The 20,894-nt window shown below is 63.9% G+C and carries 16 protein-coding genes and 2 pseudogenes; 7 read left to right on the forward strand and 11 right to left on the reverse strand.

What is annotated here, in order from left to right:
* Nucleotides 1-35 precede the first annotated feature (35 nt).
* From ACVDG8_RS25075 to ACVDG8_RS25105, 7 genes and pseudogenes are all read right to left on the reverse strand, one after another.
* On the reverse strand, nt 36-737 hold the full coding sequence (locus ACVDG8_RS25075; RefSeq protein WP_447250826.1) for a response regulator transcription factor: 702 nt from the start codon (nt 735-737) through the stop codon (nt 36-38).
* Nucleotides 734-3,454: a DUF4118 domain-containing protein gene (locus ACVDG8_RS25080; protein WP_447250827.1), complete on the reverse strand. Its 2,721-nt coding sequence runs from the start codon at nt 3,452-3,454 to the stop codon at nt 734-736. The genes ACVDG8_RS25075 and ACVDG8_RS25080 overlap by 4 nt, the downstream gene beginning before the upstream one ends.
* 57 nt (nt 3,455-3,511) lie before the next feature.
* Entirely contained in the window at nt 3,512-4,075 is a 564-nt protein-coding gene (gene kdpC / locus ACVDG8_RS25085) for a potassium-transporting ATPase subunit KdpC (protein ID WP_447250828.1), read from the reverse strand.
* Nucleotides 4,076-4,086: 11 nt separating this feature from the next.
* Nucleotides 4,087-6,180: a potassium-transporting ATPase subunit KdpB gene (gene kdpB, locus ACVDG8_RS25090; protein ID WP_447250829.1), complete on the reverse strand. Its 2,094-nt coding sequence runs from the start codon at nt 6,178-6,180 to the stop codon at nt 4,087-4,089.
* Nucleotides 6,177-6,392 (reverse strand): hypothetical protein, encoded by a 216-nt coding sequence (locus ACVDG8_RS25095; protein WP_447250830.1) that lies wholly within the window; start codon nt 6,390-6,392, stop codon nt 6,177-6,179. The genes kdpB and ACVDG8_RS25095 overlap by 4 nt, the downstream gene beginning before the upstream one ends.
* A gap of 7 nt (nt 6,393-6,399) precedes the next feature.
* Nucleotides 6,400-8,101, reverse strand: a pseudogene (kdpA, locus tag ACVDG8_RS25100) (potassium-transporting ATPase subunit KdpA).
* Nucleotides 8,102-8,135: 34 nt separating this feature from the next.
* The gene (locus ACVDG8_RS25105; RefSeq protein WP_447250832.1) at nt 8,136-8,225 is read right to left on the reverse strand and encodes a K(+)-transporting ATPase subunit F; all 90 of its coding nucleotides are present in this window, start codon (nt 8,223-8,225) and stop codon (nt 8,136-8,138) included.
* Nucleotides 8,226-8,746: 521 nt separating this feature from the next.
* On the opposite strand from ACVDG8_RS25105, the gene ACVDG8_RS25110 reads away from it, so the two are divergent.
* Nucleotides 8,747-10,534, forward strand: a complete 1,788-nt coding sequence (locus ACVDG8_RS25110; protein ID WP_447250833.1) for an NAD(P)-binding domain-containing protein — start codon at nt 8,747-8,749, stop codon at nt 10,532-10,534.
* A gap of 149 nt (nt 10,535-10,683) precedes the next feature.
* On the opposite strand, the gene ACVDG8_RS25115 is transcribed toward ACVDG8_RS25110, so the two are convergent.
* Together ACVDG8_RS25115 and ACVDG8_RS25120 are read right to left on the reverse strand one after the other, a co-directional pair.
* On the reverse strand, nt 10,684-11,910 hold the full coding sequence (locus ACVDG8_RS25115) for an amidohydrolase/deacetylase family metallohydrolase (protein ID WP_447250834.1): 1,227 nt from the start codon (nt 11,908-11,910) through the stop codon (nt 10,684-10,686).
* A gap of 28 nt (nt 11,911-11,938) precedes the next feature.
* A complete protein-coding gene (locus tag ACVDG8_RS25120) occupies nt 11,939-12,307 on the reverse strand; it encodes a RidA family protein (RefSeq protein ID WP_447257077.1) in 369 nt (122 codons plus the stop codon).
* A 266-nt stretch (nt 12,308-12,573) separates the two neighbouring features.
* On the opposite strand from ACVDG8_RS25120, the gene ACVDG8_RS25125 reads away from it, so the two are divergent.
* Nucleotides 12,574-13,059 carry a hypothetical protein gene (locus ACVDG8_RS25125; protein WP_447250835.1) on the forward strand — a complete coding sequence of 162 codons (486 nt, stop codon included), beginning with the start codon at nt 12,574-12,576 and terminating at the stop codon, nt 13,057-13,059.
* Between the two features lie 209 nt (nt 13,060-13,268).
* On the opposite strand, the gene ACVDG8_RS25130 is transcribed toward ACVDG8_RS25125, so the two are convergent.
* Nucleotides 13,269-13,502: a hypothetical protein gene (locus ACVDG8_RS25130; protein ID WP_447250836.1), complete on the reverse strand. Its 234-nt coding sequence runs from the start codon at nt 13,500-13,502 to the stop codon at nt 13,269-13,271.
* A gap of 215 nt (nt 13,503-13,717) precedes the next feature.
* Here ACVDG8_RS25130 and ACVDG8_RS25135 point away from each other — a divergent pair, with 215 nt between their 5' ends.
* Nucleotides 13,718-15,217 (forward strand): helicase HerA domain-containing protein, encoded by a 1,500-nt coding sequence (locus ACVDG8_RS25135; protein WP_447250837.1) that lies wholly within the window; start codon nt 13,718-13,720, stop codon nt 15,215-15,217.
* A 21-nt stretch (nt 15,218-15,238) separates the two neighbouring features.
* On the opposite strand, the gene ACVDG8_RS25140 is transcribed toward ACVDG8_RS25135, so the two are convergent.
* The gene (locus tag ACVDG8_RS25140) at nt 15,239-15,943 is read right to left on the reverse strand and encodes a MucR family transcriptional regulator (RefSeq protein ID WP_455707257.1); all 705 of its coding nucleotides are present in this window, start codon (nt 15,941-15,943) and stop codon (nt 15,239-15,241) included.
* A 55-nt stretch (nt 15,944-15,998) separates the two neighbouring features.
* Between ACVDG8_RS25140 and ACVDG8_RS25145 the strand changes: the two are divergent.
* The 4 genes and pseudogenes from ACVDG8_RS25145 to ACVDG8_RS25160 all read left to right on the forward strand — a co-directional run bounded on the left by ACVDG8_RS25145 (nt 15,999) and on the right by ACVDG8_RS25160 (nt 20,860).
* Nucleotides 15,999-16,864: pseudogene (locus tag ACVDG8_RS25145) on the forward strand (DUF6502 family protein).
* Nucleotides 16,864-17,931, forward strand: coding sequence for a DUF5666 domain-containing protein (locus ACVDG8_RS25150; protein WP_447250840.1), 1,068 nt, complete (start codon nt 16,864-16,866; stop codon nt 17,929-17,931). The pseudogene ACVDG8_RS25145 and the gene ACVDG8_RS25150 overlap by 1 nt, the downstream one beginning before the upstream one ends.
* Before the next feature lie 656 nt (nt 17,932-18,587).
* Entirely contained in the window at nt 18,588-20,042 is a 1,455-nt protein-coding gene (locus tag ACVDG8_RS25155) for a glycosyltransferase (RefSeq protein ID WP_447250841.1), read from the forward strand.
* Nucleotides 20,043-20,053: 11 nt separating this feature from the next.
* A complete protein-coding gene (locus tag ACVDG8_RS25160) occupies nt 20,054-20,860 on the forward strand; it encodes a hypothetical protein (protein ID WP_447250842.1) in 807 nt (268 codons plus the stop codon).
* Nucleotides 20,861-20,894: the final 34 nt, after the last annotated feature.

A 20,894-nucleotide genomic window follows, 5' to 3' on the forward strand; every position in this document is an offset into this window, starting at 1 on the left:
GTTTTCGTAAAGGGCGATCGGCAAAGCCGATCGCCCTAGTCGTTTGCGTCAACCTCGCGCAGGCGGTAGCCGACGCCGGTCTCGGTCGTGATATAGCGCGGCTGGTCCGGCGTCTGTTCGATCTTCTGCCGCAACTGCCGCACATAGACGCGCAGGTACTGGACGTCGGTGGTGTCGCCCCAGATCTGCTTCAGCATGAACTGGTGGGTCAGCACCTTGCCGGCATGCTGCACCAGGATGCGCAGGATGTCGTACTCCTTGGGCGACAGTTTCACCTCGTTGCCCTCGACCTTGACGATGCGCTTGACCAGATCGACGGTGAGATCGCCGGTGTGGAACACCGGCTTTTCGCCCTGCTGCTGGAATTTGTGGCGCAGCGCCACGCGGATGCGGGCGACCAGTTCGTTCATGCCGAACGGTTTTGTCACGTAGTCGTCGGCGCCGAGTTCCAGTGCCGAGACGATGCCGGCCTCGTCGGTGCGGCTGGAGAGGATGACGACCGGAATATCGAGGCCGTCGCCGCGCCATTTGGCCAGCAGCTCAAGGCCGGTCATGCCGGGCAGACCGAGGTCGAGCAGGATAAGATCGGGTGACTCGGACTGCATAAGCTCGATCGCCACCCTGGCGCTGGGCGCCTCGGAGACCGCGTAGCCCTGGCTGCCGAGGCCGACACGCAGCAGTTTGCGGATCGGCGGCTCGTCGTCGACGACCAGGATCGAGACGCTCTGGTTGGTCATGCCGTCTGGTCCATTCTGGCTTCGCCCAGGTCAGGCAATTCGGCCGGGATAGGCATGCGGATGGTGAAGATCGCGCCGGAACGGTCGGTGCGATTCGCCGCCGAGATCGTGCCGCCCATCGCCTCGATGAAGCCGCGGCTGATCGACAGGCCGAGCCCGGTGCCGGCGCGCACCTGGTCGCGCTTGCGCACCCGGTAGAAGGTGTCGAAGATACGCTCGAGATCCTCCGGCGGGATACCGGGTCCCTCGTCCATCACCTGCAGGATGACCGCGCCGTTATCGACCCATCCTTGCAGCCTGATGGTCGAGCCGGGCGAGGCATATTTGGCGGCATTGTCGAGGAGGTTGAACAGCGCCTGCTCGAATAAAACAGGGTCAAGCTTCAGCATCGGCAGATCCGACGGAAGGTCGGTCTCTATCGTATGCTCGGCGGTGATCTTGCGGGCGCGGTTGAGCGCCGAGCCGACGATATCGCCGACATAGTGGAACGCGTAGTTCGGCTCCATCGCGCCGGACTCGATCCTGGTCATGTCGAGCAGATTGGCGATGAAGCGGTTCAGCCGCTCCGACTCGCCGACAACAGTCGACAGAAGCTCATCACGATCCTTATCGGGCAAGGCGGGCGCGAATTCGCGCAGCGTGCCGGCCGCGCCCATGATCGCCGCAAGCGGCGTCTTCAGGTCGTGCGAGATCGAGGTGAGCAGCGCCGAGCGCAGCCGGTCGGCCTCGGCCGCGAGCGTGGCGCGGTCGACATCGGCAACGAGCTGGACGCGCTCGATGGCGACCGCCGCCTGGTCGGCCAAAGCATCGAGCAGACGCTGCTGCTCGGGCGTCAGCAGCGGTCCCTGCTTGTCGTTGTCGAGGCCGACGACGCCGATCGCGGTCCGCGCGGTACGCAAGGGGAGGTAGAGGCGTTTGGCGCCGGGCAGTGTGTCGGCGCCGCGGCCGGCCGGCCGATTATGCTCCCAGGCCCAGCGGGCGGCGCCGATGTCTGCGTCAGCCAACGTATCGTCCGGCGGGTAGCCGGCCTTGACGGTGATGGTGCCGTTTTCCGGCAGAAGCAGCACGACACGCAGCTTCAGCATCGAGGCGATCTGGAAGGCGGTGGCCCACAGCACATCGTCGAGCGTGCCGGCGCCGGCGAGCTTCTTCGAGAAGGAATAGATGTCCTCGGTGGCGCGCGCCCGCGACCTTGCGGCGACCGCCTGGCGCTGCACGCGCGCGGTCAGGTTGCTGGCGATGACAGCGACAGCGAGGAAGACGGCAAAGGCGACGATACTTTCCGGATCCCTGATCGTCAGCGTGTAACGCGGCTCGAGAAAGAAGAAATTGAAGGCCAGCGCGCTCAGGAAACAGGCGTAAAGCGCCGGCCACAGACCGAACGTCACCGCCGCGGTCAGCACCGCCAGAAGCAGGACGCTGGCGAGATTGCGGACATCGAGGAACTGGTCGAGGATCGTGCTGAGGGCCAGCGCGCCGGCGACATAGGCCGTGGAGAACAGATAAGGCCAGATCTGGAAGGGTTTCGGCTCGGCCGCGGCCTTCACCCTTGGCGACGGCGTATCGGTGTCGCGCTCGCTTCCCGAAATGACGTGGACGCTGATATCGCCCGCGTTGCGGATCAGATCATAGGTCAGCGAGCCCTCGATCAGTTCGCGCCAGCGCGAGCGGGTCGGCCTGCCGACGACGATGTGGGTGAAGTTGTTGGCGGTCGCGTGCCGCACGATGTCCTGGGCGACGTTCTGGCCGGGTATGGTCGTGATCTCGGCGCCGAGCTGTTCGGCAAGGCGCAGGTTCCTGGCCAGCCGGTCCTTGTCCTCTTCCGACATGCTGGCCAGCCGAGGCGTGTCGACGTGCAGCGCCGTCCACGGCGCGCGCAGACGGTCGGCAAGCCTGCGCGCATAGCGGATGCGGATGGCTCCGCCAGGTTGCGAGTCGACACAGACGAGAACCCGCTCGCCCGCCGCCCAGGGTCCCGGAATGGCATGCGACTGCATGTGGTTGAGCAGTTGCTCGTCGACGCGCTGGGCGGTGCGGCGCAGCGCCAGTTCGCGCAGCGCGGTCAGATTGCCCGGCGAAAAATAATTCTCGATGGCGCGCTGCGCGGTGTTGGGGAAATAGACCTTGCCCTCTTTCAGGCGCTTGAGCAGGTCGTCGGGGGTGAGGTCGATGATCTCGATGTCGTCGGCTTCGTCGATGATGGAATCGGGAACCGTTTCACGCACCCTGACGCGGGTGATCTGCGCCACGACGTCGTTCAGGCTTTCGACATGCTGGATGTTGAGCGTGGTGTAGACGTCGATGCCTTGGGTCAGGATTTCCTGGACGTCGAGATAGCGTTTGGGATGGCGGCTGCCGGGCGCGTTGGTGTGGGCAAGCTCATCGACCAGAACCAGCGCCGGGTGCCGCTTCAGAATGGCGTCGATGTCCATTTCCTCAAGCGTCTGGCCCCTGTATTCGACCTGGCGGCGCGGGATCAGCTCATAGCCGTCGACCAGCGCCTGGGTTTCCTTGCGACCGTGCGTCTCGACGATGCCGATCACCACGTCGATGCCGTCGGCCAGCCTGGCGCGGCCCGACATCAGCATTTCGTAGGTCTTGCCGACGCCGGGCGCGGCACCCAGGAAGATGCGCAGGCGACCGCGACCTTCGCGCTCGGCATGCTCGAGCAGCGCGTCGGGGGAGGGCCTTGAATCGTTGCTTCGGTCGTCGGGCATCAGGTCCAATCATAATTGCGCCGGGGGTCGTGTCGATCCCCGGCGCGCGTAGATGGGTTACTTCAGGTCGTCGAGCGCCAGGTTGAGCGCCAGCACATTGACCGCCGGCTCGCCAAGCACGCCGAGCTCGCGGCCCTCGACATGGCTGTCGACCAGCGACTTGACCTTGGCCTCATCGACGCCCCGGGCCTTGGCGACGCGTGGCACCTGGAAATAGGCATCCTCGGGACTGACATCGGGATCGAGGCCGCTGCCCGAGGTGGTGACCAGGCCCATCGGCACCGGCGCGTTCGGGTTTTCCGCCTTCAGCTTCTCGGCGTCGCCCTTGATGCGCTCGATCAGCTTCGGGTTGGTCGGGCCGAGATTGGAGCCGCCGGAGGCGTTGGCATCGTAGCCGTTGCCGGCGGCCGAGGGTCTGCCGTGGAAATACTTGTCGCCGGCGAAGGCCTGGCCAATCAGGCTGGAGCCGATGACCTTGCCGTCCTTGGTGATCAGGCTGCCATTGGCCTGGCTGGGAAACAGCGCCTGGGCGATGCCGGTCATGCCGATCGGATAGATCAGGCCGGTCAGCACCGTGAAGAACACGATCATGACCAAAGCGGGTCGAAGTTGCTTGAGCATCGGAATTATCCTTATGCGAGGCCGAGGGCGGTGACGATCAGGTCGATCGCCTTGATGCCGATGAACGGCACGATGATGCCGCCAAGGCCGTAGATGAGAAGGTTGCGGCTGAGCAGCGCGCCGGCGCCGATCGGGCGGTACTTGACGCCCTTCAGGGACAGCGGGATCAGCGCGATGATGATCAGCGCGTTGAAGATGATGGCCGACAGGATGGCGCTTTGCGGCGTCGCCAGATGCATGATGTTGAGCGCCTGCAGAGGGCCGGTTTTCTGCCCCGGCGCGACGTAGAAGACCGCGAACATCGCCGGGATGATGGCGAAATACTTGGCCACGTCGTTGGCGATCGAGAAGGTGGTCAGCGAGCCGCGTGTCATCAACAGCGCCTTGCCGATCTCGACGATCTCGATCAGCTTGGTCGGATCGCTGTCGAGGTCGACCATGTTGCCGGCCTCGCGCGCGGCGACCGTGCCGGTGTTCATGGCGACGCCGACGTCGGCCTGGGCGAGCGCCGGCGCGTCGTTGGTGCCGTCGCCGCACATGGCGACCAGCTTGCCCTTGGCCTGCTCCTCGCGGATCAGCGACAGCTTGTTCTCCGGCGTCGCCTGGGCGAGGAAGTCGTCGACACCGGCTTCAGCGGCGATCGCGGCCGCGGTCAGCGGGTTGTCGCCGGTGATCATGACGGTGCGGATGCCCATCTTGCGCAGCTCGGCGAAACGCTCGGCGATGCCGCCCTTGACGATGTCCTTGAGGTGGACGATGCCGAGCAGGCGGCCGTCACGCTCGACCGCGAGCGGCGTGCCGCCGGCCTTGGCGATCTCGTCGGCGATGGCCTGCAGGTCGCGGATCGTCTCACTGGAGGGACGCGTGCCGTGGGCGGCGACCGTCGCCTGGTTGACATGGGCCAGAACCGCGTCGACGGCGCCCTTGCGCACCGACGAGCCGTCGATGTCGACGCCGCTCATGCGGGTCTGCGCGGTGAAGGGCACGAAGGTTGCATGCAGCGTGGCCATGTCGCGGGCGCGGATGCCGTATTTCTCCTTGGCCAGCACGACGATCGAACGTCCCTCGGGCGTTTCGTCGGCAAGCGAGGCGAGCTGCGCGGCGTCGGCCAGCTCCTGCTCGTTGACGCCCCTGACCGGGCGGAACTCGGTCGCCTGACGGTTGCCGAGCGTGATCGTGCCGGTCTTGTCGAGAAGCAGCGTGTCGACGTCGCCGGCGGCCTCGACGGCACGGCCGGACATGGCCAGCACATTGAAGCGCACCAGTCGGTCCATGCCGGCGATGCCGATGGCCGACAGCAGCGCGCCGATCGTGGTCGGGATCAGCGTCACGAACAGGGCGACAAGGATCGTCACCGAAATGTAGCCGCCGGAATAGGCGGCAAAGCTCGGGATGGTGGCGGTCGCCAGCACGAAGATCAGCGTCATGCCGACAAGCAGGATATTGAGCGCGATCTCGTTCGGCGTCTTCTGACGCTCGGCGCCTTCGACCAGCGAGATCATGCGGTCGAGGAAGGTGTGGCCGGACGCCGCGGAGATGCGCACGCGGATCCAGTCGGACAGCACCTGCGTGCCGCCGGTGACAGCGGAGCGGTCGCCGCCGGACTCACGGATGACAGGGGCGGATTCGCCGGTGATCGCCGCTTCGTTGACGGAAGCCACGCCTTCGACCACCTCGCCGTCCGAGGGGATGATGTCGCCCGCCTCGACCAGCACGATGTCGCCGACCTTGAGGCTGGTGCCGGGCACCAGCTTGAACTTGGAGCGATCCTCGCCGTTCAGCAGCTTGGCCTGGGTCTCGGTGCGCGCCTTGCGCAGCGAGTCGGCCTGCGCCTTGCCGCGGCCTTCGGCGACGGCTTCAGCGAAATTGGCAAACAGCACGGTGAACCACAGCCAGATGATGATCTGCAGGGTGAAGCCGAGATCGCCGCCGCCGGTTATGAGATCGCGGATGAAAAGCACGCTGGTCAGCAGCGAGACCACGGCGACGACGAACATCACCGGGTTCTTGACCAGCGTGCGCGGATTGAGCTTGCGAAAGGCGCCGCCGATGGCGGGCACCAGGATGGCCGCATCCACGATAACAGCGGATTTGGACTGGCTCATTTGGAGACTCCAGTATCAATGGTGTTGGACGGCGCCGGATGCTCGGTCTTCGGCAACAGGTGCGGAAGGCCGGTGGCCAGCAGCCAGAGCACGAGCAGCACGGCTGCCATGCCGAGGAAGGTTGAGAGCGTCGGGAAGGGACGAGGCTTCTCGTTCCCTCCTTCGTCTGGTTGACGCCGGTCACCCCAGCGTATGTTGGTGAATTTGGGCATGGCCGTCTCAGAAAGTCTGTCCATGGATCATTGCCAGATGTTCAACGATCGGGCCGATCGCCAGGGCCGGGAAGAAGGTGAGGCCGACGACGATCAGGATGACGCCGACAAGCAGTCCGACGAACAGGGGGCCGTCGGTCGGAAACGTACCGGCGGAAGCGGGAACCGTCTTTTTGGCCGCCAGCGAGCCGGCAATGGCAAGTGCTGGAATGACGACGAAGAAGCGGCCCACCCACATGGTGATGCCAAGCGTGAGGTTGTACCAGGGCGTGTTGCCGCTGAGACCGCCAAAGGCCGAGCCGTTGTTGGCGGCCGCCGAGGTGTAGGCATAGAGGACCTCGGAGAAGCCGTGCGGACCGCCATTGGCCATCGAGGCCACGGCGCTCGGCAGCACGACCGCGATGGCCGTGAAAGTCAGCATCGCCAACGGCAGGCAGAGGATGGCGAGCATCGCCATCTTGACCTCCTTGGCCTCGATCTTCTTGCCGAGATATTCCGGCGTACGCCCGACCATCAGGCCGGCGACGAAGACGGCAATGACGATGAACATCAGGATGCCGTAGAAGCCGGCGCCGACGCCGCCGACGATGACTTCGCCGAGCTGCATGTTGAGGATCGGGATCAAGCCGCCAAGCGCGGTGAATGAGTCATGCATGGCGTTGACGGCGCCGCAGGAGGCAGCGGTGGTGATGACCGCGAACAGCGCCGACGCGGCAATGCCGAAACGGGTCTCCTTGCCTTCCATGTTGCCGCCGTCGATGCCGAGCGCATGGACCAGCGGGTTGCCGGCAGCTTCCGCCCAGTAGCAAATGGCGACGCCGGCGACGAACAGGACGCCCATCGAGGCGAGGATCGCCCAACCCTGGCGCTGGTTGCCGACCATGCGGCCGAAGACGTTGGTTAGCGAAGCACCGAGCGCGAAGATCGTCACCATCTGGATCAGATTGGAGATCGCGTTCGGGTTCTCGAAGGATGCGCGGCATTGGCGTTGAAGAAGCCGCCGCCATTGGTGCCGAGCATCTTGACGGCGACCTGCGAGGCGACCGGGCCGAGCGCGATCGTCTGCTTGGCGCCTTCGAGCGTGCTGGCGTCGACATAGGGGCCAAGCGTCTGCGGTATGCCGAGCCAGACATAGACCAGTGTCAGCACGATGCACATCGGCAGCAGCACGTAGAGCGTGCAGCGGGTGATATCGACCCAGAAATTGCCGATCGACTTGCCGGAAGCGCGTGCGAAGCCGCGGATCAACGCCACGGCGATGGAGATGCCGACCGCGGCGGACATGAAGTTCTGCACCGTCAGGCCGGCCATCTGCACGAGATAGGACATCGTGCTCTCGCCGCCGTAATTCTGCCAGTTGGTGTTGGTGACAAAGGAGACGGCGGTGTTGAAGGCGAGGCCCGGTTCGACAGCCGACATCCCGGCCGGATTGTAGGGCAGAACGCCCTGCAGCCGCTGCAGGACATAGACCGCGAGGAAGCTGGTCAGGCTGAAGAACATGATGCCGGCCGCGTATGAGGTCCAGTGCTGCTCCTCGCTCTCACTGGTTCCTGACATGCGATAGAGGGCCCGCTCAACGGGGCCAAGGATCGAGAGAGGAATGTGCGACCGCCATTGAAGACGCGGTACATATAGCCGCCGAGCGGCTTCACCAGCAAAAGGACGATTGCGCAGTAAAGAAGGATCTGAATCCATCCGTTGAGGGTCATGACAACAGCTTTCCGTGCCGGGCGCCAGGTGCGATCAGAAACGTTCTGGGCGGATGAGGGCGTAGGTCAGGTAGACAAGCAGGAACAAGGTCACCGCCCCGCCGAGGATATAGTCGAGAAGCATAGTCTGGTTCCTTCGTTCAGATTCTGTCGCAGATTTTGACGTAAGCCAGGGACAGGATGAAAAATAAAAGCTCCATCCCGAGAACAATGATGTCCATTGCTATGTTTCCTTGTTTTAGCTTCTACTTTCAGGCCGCTATCGGCAGGCCGAAAAATCGCGTGAAAATGGGCGCTGCCGCGCGGGCTGCGGCGCTGAAAACTTATGCTTGGTGTGAAATATGGACCCGATCGCCATAAAGGGTCGAGACGGGGCGGACGGGAAAGATATAGGAATTCTATAAAGATTCCAGACGCGGCCGGGCGATGCCAGGTTGAGGCGGCCGGTATTCAGATGAGGTCGGCCTGCAAATGGCTGCTTCGCGTGCTTCCGGTGCTCATATACTTTAGGTAAGCTCCGATCCGGCTTTCGGAAGGGCATCATTTTCGACTCGGTCCGACCTGGATCTCGACCGTCTCAAAGCGTGTTTCGGCATGGTCACGAAGCTTGGCCGTGTCGTGGAATATTTGGAGGGAAGGACGGAAATGCTCGACATCGCACCATCGCAACAGGCGGCCACATGGCTCGGCTCCTTCGGCCGGGCGCTCGAGGCTGGCGACATCGAGGCGGCAGTCGGCCTCTTCGTCGAGGATTGCTACTGGCGCGATCTGCTGACCTTCACATGGAACATCAAGACGATGGAAGGCCAGGCGGCGATCCGCGAGATGCTGAAGGCGACCCTGTCAGCCGCGCGGCCGTCGCATTGGCATCTGTCCGGCGAGGCAAGCAACGACGACGGTGTCGTCGAAGCCTGGTTCACCTTCGAGACGGTGGTGGCGCGCGGCGAGGGCATTTTGCGCCTCAAGGACGGACGCTGCCGGACACTGTTGACGGCGATGAGCGAGCTCAAGGGGTTCGAGGAGCAGAAGGGCTCGGCGCGGCCGCTCGGCATTCGCCACAAGGCCGATCCCGAGCGCGAGACCTGGGCTGAAACCAGAGCCCGAGAAGCGCGCGACCTTGGCGTCCATGAGCAGCCCTATTGCCTGGTCATCGGCGGCGGCCAGGGCGGCATCATGCTGGGCGCCCGGCTCAGGCAGCTCGGCGTGCCGACGCTGATCATCGAGAAGAATGCGCGCGCCGGCGATTCCTGGCGCAACCGCTACCGCTCGCTCGTACTGCACGACCCGGTCTGGTACGATCATCTGCCCTACATTCCGTTCCCCGACAACTGGCCGGTGTTCACGCCCAAGGACAAGATGGGCGACTGGCTGGAAATGTATGCGCGCGTCATGGAGCTCAATTACTGGGTCGCCACCAAATGCCTCAGCGCCAGCTATGATGAGGCCGAAAAGGTCTGGACGGTGGTGGTCGACCGCGTCGGTCAGCGCATCGCGCTGAAGCCGAAGCATATCGTCTTCGCCACCGGCGCCTATGGCCCGCCACGACAGATCGAGCTGCCGGGCGCCGACAGCTTCAAGGGTGAGCTTCTGCATTCCAGCCAGTATTCAAGCGGCGAGAAATTCCGCGGCAAACGCGTCGCCGTGATCGGCGCGGCAAGCTCGGGCCACGATGTCAGCGTCGACCTCTGGGAAAGCGGCGCCAAGGTCACCATGGTCCAACGCTCGCCGACGACGGTGGTGAAATCCGACACGCTGATGGAGGTCGGCTTCGAGATCTTTTCGGAGAAGGCGCTGGCGCGTGGGATCAGCACCGACAAGGCCGACATGATCGTCGCCTCGACGCCGTTCGCGCTGGTGCCGAAGGGCCAGAAGGCGCTCTACGATGTCATCCGGGCGCGCGACGCAGATTTCTACAAGCGCCTCGGCGAGACCGGATTCGGCCTCGACTTCGGCGACGACGAGACCGGGCTGTTGATGAAGGCCTACCGCATCGGCTCCGGCTATTACATCGATGTCGGCGCCTGCGAGCTGATCCTGAACGGCGAGATCGCGGTCAAGAGCGGTGTCGGCATCAAGTCGCTGACACCGATCGGCATCCTGTTCGAAGACGGCGGCGAATTGGCTGTCGACGCGATCGTCTGCTGCACCGGCTACCAGTCGATGAACGAGACGGTGGCTGCCATCGTCTCGCGCGAAGTCGCCGACAAGGTCGGCCCCTGCTGGGGCCTCGGCTCCGGCGTGAAGGGCGATCCTGGTCCATGGCAGGGCGAATTGCGCAACATGTGGAAGCCGACGGCGCAGGACGCGCTGTGGTTCCACGGCGGCAATCTGGCGCTGTCGCGGTTTTACTCGAAGTTCGTGGCGCTGCAGATCAAGGCGCGGATGGAGGGAATTGCGACGCCGGTTTATGGCGAGCCGAGCAACGCGGCATAGGTGATCTCCCCCTTGAGGGGGAAATGTCGCCGAAGGCGACAGAGGGGTCGCCGCGCGTAGAGCGCCAACCTTTGTCCGTCGCAGGAGGATGAGCCCGGTCGGACCGACCCCCCTCTGGCCTGCCGGCCATCTCCCCCTCAAGGGGGAGATTACGCACGCCCGAAATGCTTCGCCATCATCTCGACATGGCTATGCTGCGCATGCGGCTCGAAGCGCTCGGTCTCATTATGATCGACCGCGTCGTTCGGATACCATGTTCCGCCGATGGCAATGCCCTCCGAGACCAGCCGCTGGTCCGCAATCAACGCCGCGCCGACCGCGTCGACGAAGGTGAAGCGCCCCGGCTTCACCTTGAGCACCGCGACATCGCCAATGCCGCCAACCTTGAGCGTGCCGAGCTCCGGCCTGGCGATCGCCTCAGCCGGGTTCTGCGTTGCCGCGCGCAGCACCTCGACCAGCGGCATGCCGAGCGCCATCAGCTTCGACATGCAAACCAGGATGTCGAAGGCCGGGCCGTCGACGCAGTAGAGATGGACGTCGCTGGAGATGACGTCGGGCGCCAGGCCTTCGGCCAGCATAGCTTTCGCCACCTCGAAATCGAAAGAGCCCATGCCGTGGCCGATGTCGAAGATGACGCCGCGCTCGCGCGCCAGGCGCATGTCCGGCCGCACCGCGCCGGAAGCAAAGACCGGCGCGTTGGGAAACGGCCGGAAGCAGTGGGTGAGGATATCGCCGCGGCGTAAGCGCGGCAGCACTTCCGAGCGGCCGGGCGGCGGCTCGTCGATATGCGCCATCAGTGGCAGACCGGCCTTGTCGGCGGCTTCAAGCGCAAGGTCGACCGGGGCGATGCCACTGGCGCCGCCGGCATGCTTGCCGGAGCGCACCTTGACGCCGACGACAACGTCGGCATGCTCGCGCACCGCGGCAACCGTTTCACGCGGTTCGCAAAGCCTGAGGTCGCTGCACTCGCCGACCGACACCGTGTTCGAGAAGCCGAAAATGCCGGCAAACGAGATGTTGACGTAAGCGAGGATGCGGACCTTCGAGCGCTCGATGACGTGGCGGCGGAAGCCAAGGAAATTGCCGGCGCCGGCGCTGCCGGCGTCGACGAAGGTCGTGGTGCCGCTCTTGGCGGCAAGCCGGTCGGCATCGACGCCGAGCGAGGTGCCGCCCCAGTAGACGTGGCTGTGCAGGTCGACGAGGCCGGGCGTGACTATGCAGTCGCGCGCATCGATCACTTGCGCGGCGTGTTCGGCATCAATGGCTGCCTCGATCGCGGCAACGCGGCCGTTGGCAATCGCGACATCGCGCGGCGCGTCCTGGCCGGACGCGGGGTCGATGAGGCGCCCGCCCTTGATCAGGAGATCGAACTGCATCGCCAGATCCTCCACTATCGCTCGTCGATCAGACCGGCCGGTAGGCTACGGCCTCGACTTCGATCTTGATGTCGATCATCAGGCGCGACTCCACCGTCGTGCGCGCCGGCGGATCCTTCGGAAAATGCCTGGCATAGACAGCGTTGAAGCCGCCGAAATCGCGGGCGTCCTCGAGCCAGACGGTGGTCTTGACCACATCGTCCATCGTGCAGCCGGCCAGCGCCAAAGCGGCCTTGACGTTCTGCAGCACCTGTTCGGCCTGCTCGGAAATGCCGCCCTTGACGACCAGCCCGTCGCTGCCGACCGGCACCTGGCCCGAGACATAGACGAAGTCGCCGGCACGCACGGCGGGCGAGAGCGGAACATGCGAGGTTCCGAAACACTGTTTGGGCAAAATGGCCTCCTACGGTCGATTTGGGAAACGGTTCTCATAGCCGTCCATGCCGGTCGCCGTGATCCTCATAGAGCTTCTGTTGGAAAGCAACATTTTTTCGAAATCCATGTTGCTTTATTACAAAAGCCTGAGCATCTTGCGCCGCGAAACCGTTGCGACGGACGGCGCGCTGTTTGTTTTACGCAATTCCGGGCGGAGAGTTACGGCGAAGTCGCCGAACTTAACCGCTACTCACTTTCCTGGAATTGCTTGCGAGAGGGATGGCCAGGATGACTTTCGACAAGAACCCGTTTCCGGAAGGCGATGCCGATCGCCATGCGCTGTGGGAAATGCTGGTGCGGCGCGACATCGACGCATTCCTGAGCCAGGACTGGTCGATGGTCGAAGATGATTTCATCGCCGAAAGCTTCTTCGGCATGCACGCGCATTTCCTCGCCAACGCCGATGCTTGGCGCCTGCAATTCCCGAGGCTGGACGTCTATCGCGACGAATGGCTGCGGCAGGCCAAGGAGACAGCGGCGACGACATTCGCCGAGCCGCTGCGTGAGGCCATTTTCCGTGTCACCAATTTGCGCGACATCGATGTCGACGGTGATCGCGCGGTGCTGCACAAGAAATTCGATGGTTCGATCGCCAAGGCCGACGGCGGCGTCGACAGGCTGAAATGGCAGACGCTTTATTTCTGCCGCAAGGTCGGCGGTCGCTGGAAGATCGCCGGCTTCGTCGGTTATATGCCGCATCCCCTGGGAAGCTAGCGGATCTGTCGATATTCAGGTGAGCCCGGCCTGCAAGTAGCGTCTTCCTGTGCTTCCGGTGCTCGCGTACCGTAGTACGCTCCGCTCCGGTTCTCGGAAGTCACCACTTTCGACTCGGCCTGACCTGAATCTCAACAGATCCTAGTGCGCGACGGCCTTGAAGGAGGGAACCACCTGTCAGAGGCAAACTAAGCAAGCCGCGCGGAGCGTTAGTCCGGTGAGCGGTGGTCGAACACGACGCCCATGGTCTTACCAATTGCCGCCATGACAACGAGCTCGACCAGGTGGTCGTCACTGTCCTCGCAGGCCGGATCGGAACGGCGGATGGCATCGAGCATGGCGCGGGTCGAGACGGTGTCGCCGGCGCGGAATTTCGAAAGAGCAGACGAAACAAGATCTTGAACCGTCGGATCGATGACGGGCACTTCCGCAGCGACGTTCATTGGCTTCCTCCTGCCATGAACCCTCCCGACAGGAATGATACGCCAAAGGTTAGATTGCGCCAGCGAAATGGTGGTCCGACCAGTATGATTGCCGACAGCCTGCCGCCAACTGGCCGATAGGTGTGGAACATCGGCCGTCCAGCTCCGACGCGCTCGACGCATCGTCCTCGGGTTGATAACCCCGTCCGGGCGCAGAGATTAACCCGAGTCGAAATATGACCGTTGCGATCGAGATGGGGCAGACGTCGGCCGGTGGGCCGGCGGCGCTGGACCTTGAGGAATTGCTGGCGACCCGCCTGCTGGTGCAGGGTAATTCGGGCTCCGGCAAGTCGCATCTGTTGCGTCGCCTGCTCGAGCAGAGCGCGCCATGGGTGCAGCAGACCATCATCGATCCCGAAGGCGACTTCGTCTCGCTCGGCGAGCGTTACGGCCATCTGGTGATCGATGCCGAGGAGCACACAGAGCGCGGCCTGCAGGCGGCCGGCGAGCGGGCGCGCATCCATCGCGTCTCGACAGTGCTCAATCTCGAAGGGCTCGACGCCGAGAACCAGATGCGGCGCGCCGCCGCCTTCCTCGGCGGACTGTTCGACGTCGCGCGCGACCATTGGTATCCGATGCTGGTCGTGGTCGACGAGGCGCAGCTCTTCGCGCCGGCGGTGGCCGGCGACGTGTCGGACGAGGCGCGTAAGCTTTCGCTCGGCGCGATGACCAATCTGATGTGCCGCGGCCGCAAGCGCGGGCTTGCCGGCATCATCGCCACGCAGCGCCTGGCGAAGCTTGCCAAGAATGTCGCTGCGGAAGCCTCCAACTTCCTCATGGGCCGCACCTTCCTCGACATCGACATGGCGCGCGCCGCCGACCTGCTCGGCATGGAGCGGCGGCAGGCAGAGGCTTTTCGCGACCTCGAGCGCGGGCATTTCATGGCGCTCGGGCCGGCGCTTTCGCGCCGCCCGCTCGGCGTGCGCATCGGCCAGACCGAAACCAGCCCGCGCAACGGCACGCCGCGACTGATGCCGATGCCCGGGGCCGCACTTGAGGATGCGCGCGCGATCATCCTGGCGGCGCCGCCGCCGGATGCGGTCAGGCCGCAACGGCGGACTTCGCCCGATCTGCTCGACCAGTTGATGGCCGCCAAGGCCGCGCCGCTGGACATGCGTCCCGAGCCGGCGGAGCCGCGCCTGAGCGCGGAAGATCTCGCCGAGCGGCGCGAGCGGATGGACCGCATCCTGCGCGCCATCCTGTCCGAGCCCGACGCCGGGTTCCGCGTCATCGGCGTGCTCTACCAGGAGTTCGTGGTCCGCTGCCGCATCGAAGGGCTCGCTTCCGTGGTGCCCGACCTTGCGGAGTTCCGCCGCATGCTGACCCGCGCCCGCGCCGGTGTCGGTTCCGACATGGCCGAGGACGACGCCTGGCGGGATGTCTCGGTGCGCGCCTCGCTGCTGCCCGAGGACATGCAAGGCGTGTTCATGATGATCGCGCGGGCCGCCAAGGAAGGCTGGCCTTGTCCTAGCGATGCTGCCATCGCGCGCGCCTACGGTTCGCATTCGCTGCGCCGCGCCCGCCGGCTGCTCGATTATATCGAGGAGCAGGGCCTCATCGTCTGCCAGGTCGACGGCGCCGGTCGGCGCACGGTGACGATGGTGGAGCTCGCCTGGGCGACGTCGCCAGGCGATCCGAATGCGGCAGAGGCGGAGCAGGGGAGTTCAGCCGCGTAGGCGACGAAGCCGTGCGTACCGCTATTTCGTCTTTCGGCCGAGACCCATGGACTTGGCGAGCCTCGAGCGGGTGGCGGAATAATTTGGCGCCACCATCGGGTAGTTGAAGGGCAGGTTCCACTTCCTGCGATATTGGTCCGGTGTCAGGCCGTACTGTACCGCAATATACCGCTTCAACGATTTCAAGCGTTTGCCGTCCTCCAGGCAAATGATGAAATCGGGCGTGACGGATCTTTTGACGGGAACGAATGACTGTGGGTCGTCGACCTCCATCCTGGAAACCTCGCCGGAAATGAACCTGAGGCACGTATGGATCCTGCCGAGGAAGGCGGGGAGTTCTGCGGCAGGCAAGGCATTGTTCGAGACGTATGACGATACAAGCTTCGCGGTTATGGAAATAAGGTCGATGTCGTTGCTTTGCGGCGCGGCGGCGCCTGAGGCCCGATTTCCCGTTTCAAGGGATCTTTGCCTGGCAGCGCGGGCCCAGTCGTGGCCATCGACTTGTGTTTCCTCCAACCGGCCTTCGGTTCTGACGATGGTTGGTTTGGTGTACGGCTTTCTCAAAAATCTCTCCTTTGACAGGACCCGCTCATCCCGATCGCCCAAATCTGCTGACAGCCGACCAAATCTGTGGGAAAATTTCACACAAGTCAATTGAAGAACGCGAACCGCTTTCTCTTCGAGCGCGCGTCCCTTGTGGCAGCATTTCCCACGGGCTATTTTCACCAGGAAGTTCCGAGGGATGGAGGGCCGATCTCGTAATCGGCAAGTGAAGGACGCCATGAACAGATCGACGGGGCAATATCTGGATGCCACCGGAGTCCAGAGCGCGTTGAACCGGGTTCTGCGCCCTCTGGTGCGGCTGGCCATCAAATGCGGCGTGACGTTTCCGGCATTCGTCGATCTGTTGCGGCAGCTTTACGTCAATGTCGCCGAGCATGAATTTGCGCTGTCCGACAAGCAGCAGACGGACAGCAGGGTCAGCCTGCTGACGGGTGTTCACCGAAAGGAGGTCAGCCGGCTGAGGGGGCGGGTGCTCCGGTCAGAACCGTACCCGAGTCCGTTTCCAGGACCAGCGCGATTGTCGCGCGCTGGCTTGCCGATCCGTCGTTTGTCGATGCCAACGGCGTGCCGCTGCCGCTGCCGCGAACCGGCGAGACCGGAGAGGTATCGTTCGTCGGCCTTGTGGAATCGGTGACCCGCGATCTGCGGCCGAGAGCGGTGCTGGACGATTGGCTCGACCGCGGGCTTGTCGAGATCGACGACAAGGACCGGATCGTCCTGATGGAAGCGGCAATGGTGCCACGCGGTGACGGTGAGGTCCGGCTCTACTACCTGGCGCGAAATCTCCAGGATCATGCCGCCGCCGCCGTCGCAAACGTGCTCGCCGACGATCCGCCCTTCATCGAGCGCGCCGTCCACTATGACGGGCTGTCCGAAGAGCTGGCCAGATCACTGGAGGCTTACAGCCGCAAGGTCATGGTCGAGACCCTGATCCATCTCAACAAGCATGCCAACCAGGCCGTCAAGAGCGATCCCGGCGGGACCAGCCGGTGGAATTGCGGCGTCTATATCCTTACTTCGGAAGACGCATCGGCTGTCGCCGAAGACGCGTCCCCGCGGAAGCCTGCCGGCGGAGAGGCCTGATGAGCGGGCGCATGAAGCCGACGAGGCGCAGCTTTCTGATGCTTGGCGCCGCCGTGCCGGCGGCATTTTGGAGTATTCTTGCAAGAGCCACGGAACCATCGAAGGATCATGGGATCGGCGGTACCGGCTGGACGGCCGGGACAGACAACGATCACGGCATCGGCGGCACCGGAATAGTCGGAACCATCCAGCGCTTCGGCAGCATCTTCGTCAATGACGTGCGGGTCGCGTACCCTCGAGACGTGCCGGTGTGGGTGGACGATGTCCGCGTCGCCACAAGCAGCCTGAAGGTAGGGCACGTGGTGCGGGTTGCCGTAACCCAGGAGGCAGGCCGCGTCGTCACACGCGCGATCCATGTCACCAGCGAGGTCGTCGGGCCCGTCGAGCGTGTGAACGCCGGTTCGATCCGGGTGCTCGGACAGACCGTCGACATCGGCGTCATCTCAAAGGGCCTGGAGGTCGGCAAGGGCGACATCGTCGCCGTCTACGGCATTCGCCGGCCTGATGGGACGATCGTCGCGGGCCTGCTGGAGGCCAGACCGCACGAAACGCATTTCCTTGTCCGGGGTCTGGCCGTCGCCAAATCCGGCTCGTTGCGGGTGGCACGACTCAAGGTCGGACTGGAATCATCCGGGTTTGCAAACCGGCGCGTTCAGGCACGGCTGGCCAAAGTCGGTGGCGCGTACAGGGTCACCAGCCTCGAAGCAGAAGCCCCCATTCCGCAGGCCGATGTCGCCAGCGTTCTCTACGAGACTTTTCTGCAGCGTATGGGACGTCGCCTTGAATCAGGCCTGGGTGTCGCCGTCGATGATCAGGGCGGCAGCCCGAAAGCGAACGGCGCCGTGCGAGTGTTTCTCACGGTCGGGGTCGATCGAACCGGCAACATCGTCTCGGCTTCGCGCGATCGAAATCCCGCTATGCACGCGCCAGGCCAACCTGGCGGTCAGCCTCCCGCAGGGCCCGGTGTACCAGGTGGCCCCGGAGCACCCGGCGGCCAACCGAAAGGTGGTCCCGGCGGCCCCGGCGGTCCTGGCGGCTCCGGCCCTGGCGGACCAGGCGGGCCCTAGAGTAATTCCAGGAAAAGTGCGCAGCGGTTTTCCGTCCGGAATTGCTCCAGACCGCCCGGCAATTCCAGGAAAAGTGCGCAGCGGTTTTCCGTCCGAAATTGCTCCAGACCCCCCGCAATTCCGGAAAGCGCAGGGTCTCGCCCAGCCTTGGGAAATCGCCGTAGGCCAGCTTGTTTGAAAGCAGGCGATGATCCGGCCGGGCTGTCTTTTGCGATAGACAGGCACCGGCCGGGGCAGCCGTTCGATGCGCTCGTGTAGGGGGACCTGTTCGAGCTTTTTTACGGCTGCCTTCCAGGACCATTCGGGGGGTGAACGATCCTCGGAAATTCGATCCCTGTACCTGGGATCTGGTGCCTTTGCTCCTCATCTGCATGCATCGCTGACCAGTTCATTGTGTGGGAAAATTACCCACAAGTCAATTCGAGATGTTTTATTTCTGACAACGGCGCTTTCGCGAATGCGGTGACCGAGACTCGTCTGCAAGCCGGCATATTGACGTGGGTAATTTTCCCACGTATTGAAAGCCGGACTTCAGGAAGCAGACCTGGAGCGCGGAAATCAAGCGAGAAGGGCCGCAGCAATCCGGCTCCAGCGCGACCTTGCATTGCGGCAACCGGATTGCCGCGATGGTCGCCAGCCATTGTCGGGGGTAGCCTTTGAAGAAACTCTATGTCGACGCCACTTTGCCTTTGCGCTGGGGCCCTCATCCGCCAGTAGGTATCCCGCGCGTGGAAACAGCGCTCATTCGCCAGGCCCTGCGGTGGAAGGCTTCGCCGGTTGGGTTCTTCATCGTCGACGCGCAGGGGCGCGGCCAGACGCTGGGCGAGACAGAGCTTCGCTATCTAAGGCAGTTGGTCGATGGCAACGTGCCGCAACCCACCGGCGGAGAGCAAAGTTCGTATCTGGCTCGCCTCTGGAAAGTGCTGACGATCATGCGAGCCGCGCCCTTTGCTTTCGGGCGCGAGTTCGACCGCGTGGCGGCAATCTTCGTCTCCGGTTCCGAGAAGAGGCGCGGGGTCAAGTTTCAGCTGTCCAAGACGGTAATCCGCCTGTTCAAGATCATGAAATCGTCGCTGCGCCCAAGGCGGGCCGAGACAAAAGATCCACTGAAAGACAAGAACGCCATATGCTTCCTCTCGAGCGCAAGCGTGCACGACATCGCCGCGAAGAAGCTGACGGGAAAGACCAGCTGCGGCATTTTCACGATCATGCACGATCTTATCCCGATCGATTTCCCGCAATTCGTCGGCCCCCATCACGCCCGCGGTTTCGTCCGCAACACGGCATGGCAGATGGAAAATTCGGACCTGCTCGTCTGCGTGTCGAAATACACCGCCGACCGGGTGCGCTGCCACGCGGCCGCATCCATGCCTGACCGGAGCCCGCAAGTCGCGGTGGCATCGCCTGGGGCCTTTCTCAAGGAAGCCGTCCCGGAGCGAAGCGCGCCTTGCAAACAGCAGGGCAAAGGCCGGAAGTTTGTCCTCTATTGCTCGACGATCGAGATCAGAAAGAACCATATCCTCCTGCTCAAGGTGTGGCATCGACTGCTGCCACTTTTGGGCGATCGGCTGCCGACACTGGTCTTCTGCGGCCGTTGGGGGTGGATGTATGACGAGCTGGCCGCCTTCATGAGCGACCATCCGCAGCTTCGCGAGCATGTCCAGTTCCGGTCCAATCTCAGTGACGGGCAACTTGCGGAGCTCTATCGGAATGCCGAATTCAGCGTCTACCCTTCGGCCGTGGAAGGCTGGGGCCTGGGCGCCGCCGAGTGCCTCGATTTCGGTCTACCGGTTCTCATCTCGGATGCGCCGTCGCTGGCCGAGGCGACACAGGGGCTGATGCCGACGCTTCCGGCGCGCGATCTCGAGGCGTGGTGCGCCGCGGTCGCCAGGGCCTGCACGGATCGGGCTTGGCTTGCCGAACTGCGTGAAACGATCGCGTCGCGCTACCGCCCCATCGGCGAGCGGGATTTCTTCACGGCAGTCATCGACCATGTCGCCGCGCTCGGTTCGGGCGATGCCGGGCACCGGGTCCGTCGACGGGCTCCCGAGGGTGACGCCGTGAAGGCGGCAAACGGGTTGGCGGCCGAACAGCCGATTTTCTCAACGTGACGGCAACCGACATGGCTATTTCGACTTCCGGCCGATCACGGCCCGAAGATGGCGCGGTTCGCGTCATGGGGACGCCGAGATCCGGCACGAATCTCGTGAAGTACCTGGTCGAACGCTACCTCGAGGTTCCGGTCGTCTTCGACCAGGGATTCTGGAAGTACGGGATTTTTCCGGCGCTCATGCATGGGCGCGAATTGCATTATGGCGACCTGCCCATTGTCGTGGTCAGCAAGGACCCGGTCAGCCAGCTTCTGTCATGGTACCGCCAGGCAAGGAACGACACGCTGTTCAAGCCGAGCAGGAACCTTGCGGCCTTCCTCGGCCAGCCATTCGAGGTCAGGCAGGATTTCACCGAGCCGAGGAAGATGGAATACAGGTTCCGGACGCCGGCCGACTATTGGAACCAGTTCTATTTCGCCATGGACGCGCTGCGCCGCACCGGCGTCCCGGTGCATTTCGTGCGCTACGAGGAGCTCGTTTCCGTGCCAGCCCCTAGCCTGAATTCGATCTCGTGTTTTCTGGATTTTTCCACGCCATTCGACGCTGGCGCCGGCGTGACAATTCCGGAGCATAAACTCAGCGCGGGCAATGACATCGACCGGGACGAAAGCCCGACCATCGACCAGAGCCGGTTCAATCCGGCCCGCGCGGAGCTGGCATCCGCCCTGGCCAGGATGGGATGGCGCAATGCAAGTGCGATCCTGCGCGGCATCGACGACGATGTTCTCGATGCCACGGGACGAGCCGGGTTTCGCAGGACCTGCCGGGAAGCGGCTGGCGCCAAGGCGATGCTGAGGTCGCTTGTCGGGTTGTGGTGAGGTTCGCCGGTGTCCGATATGCGCACCTGGCCGT

Source organism: Mesorhizobium sp. ORM8.1 (assembly GCF_053005525.2).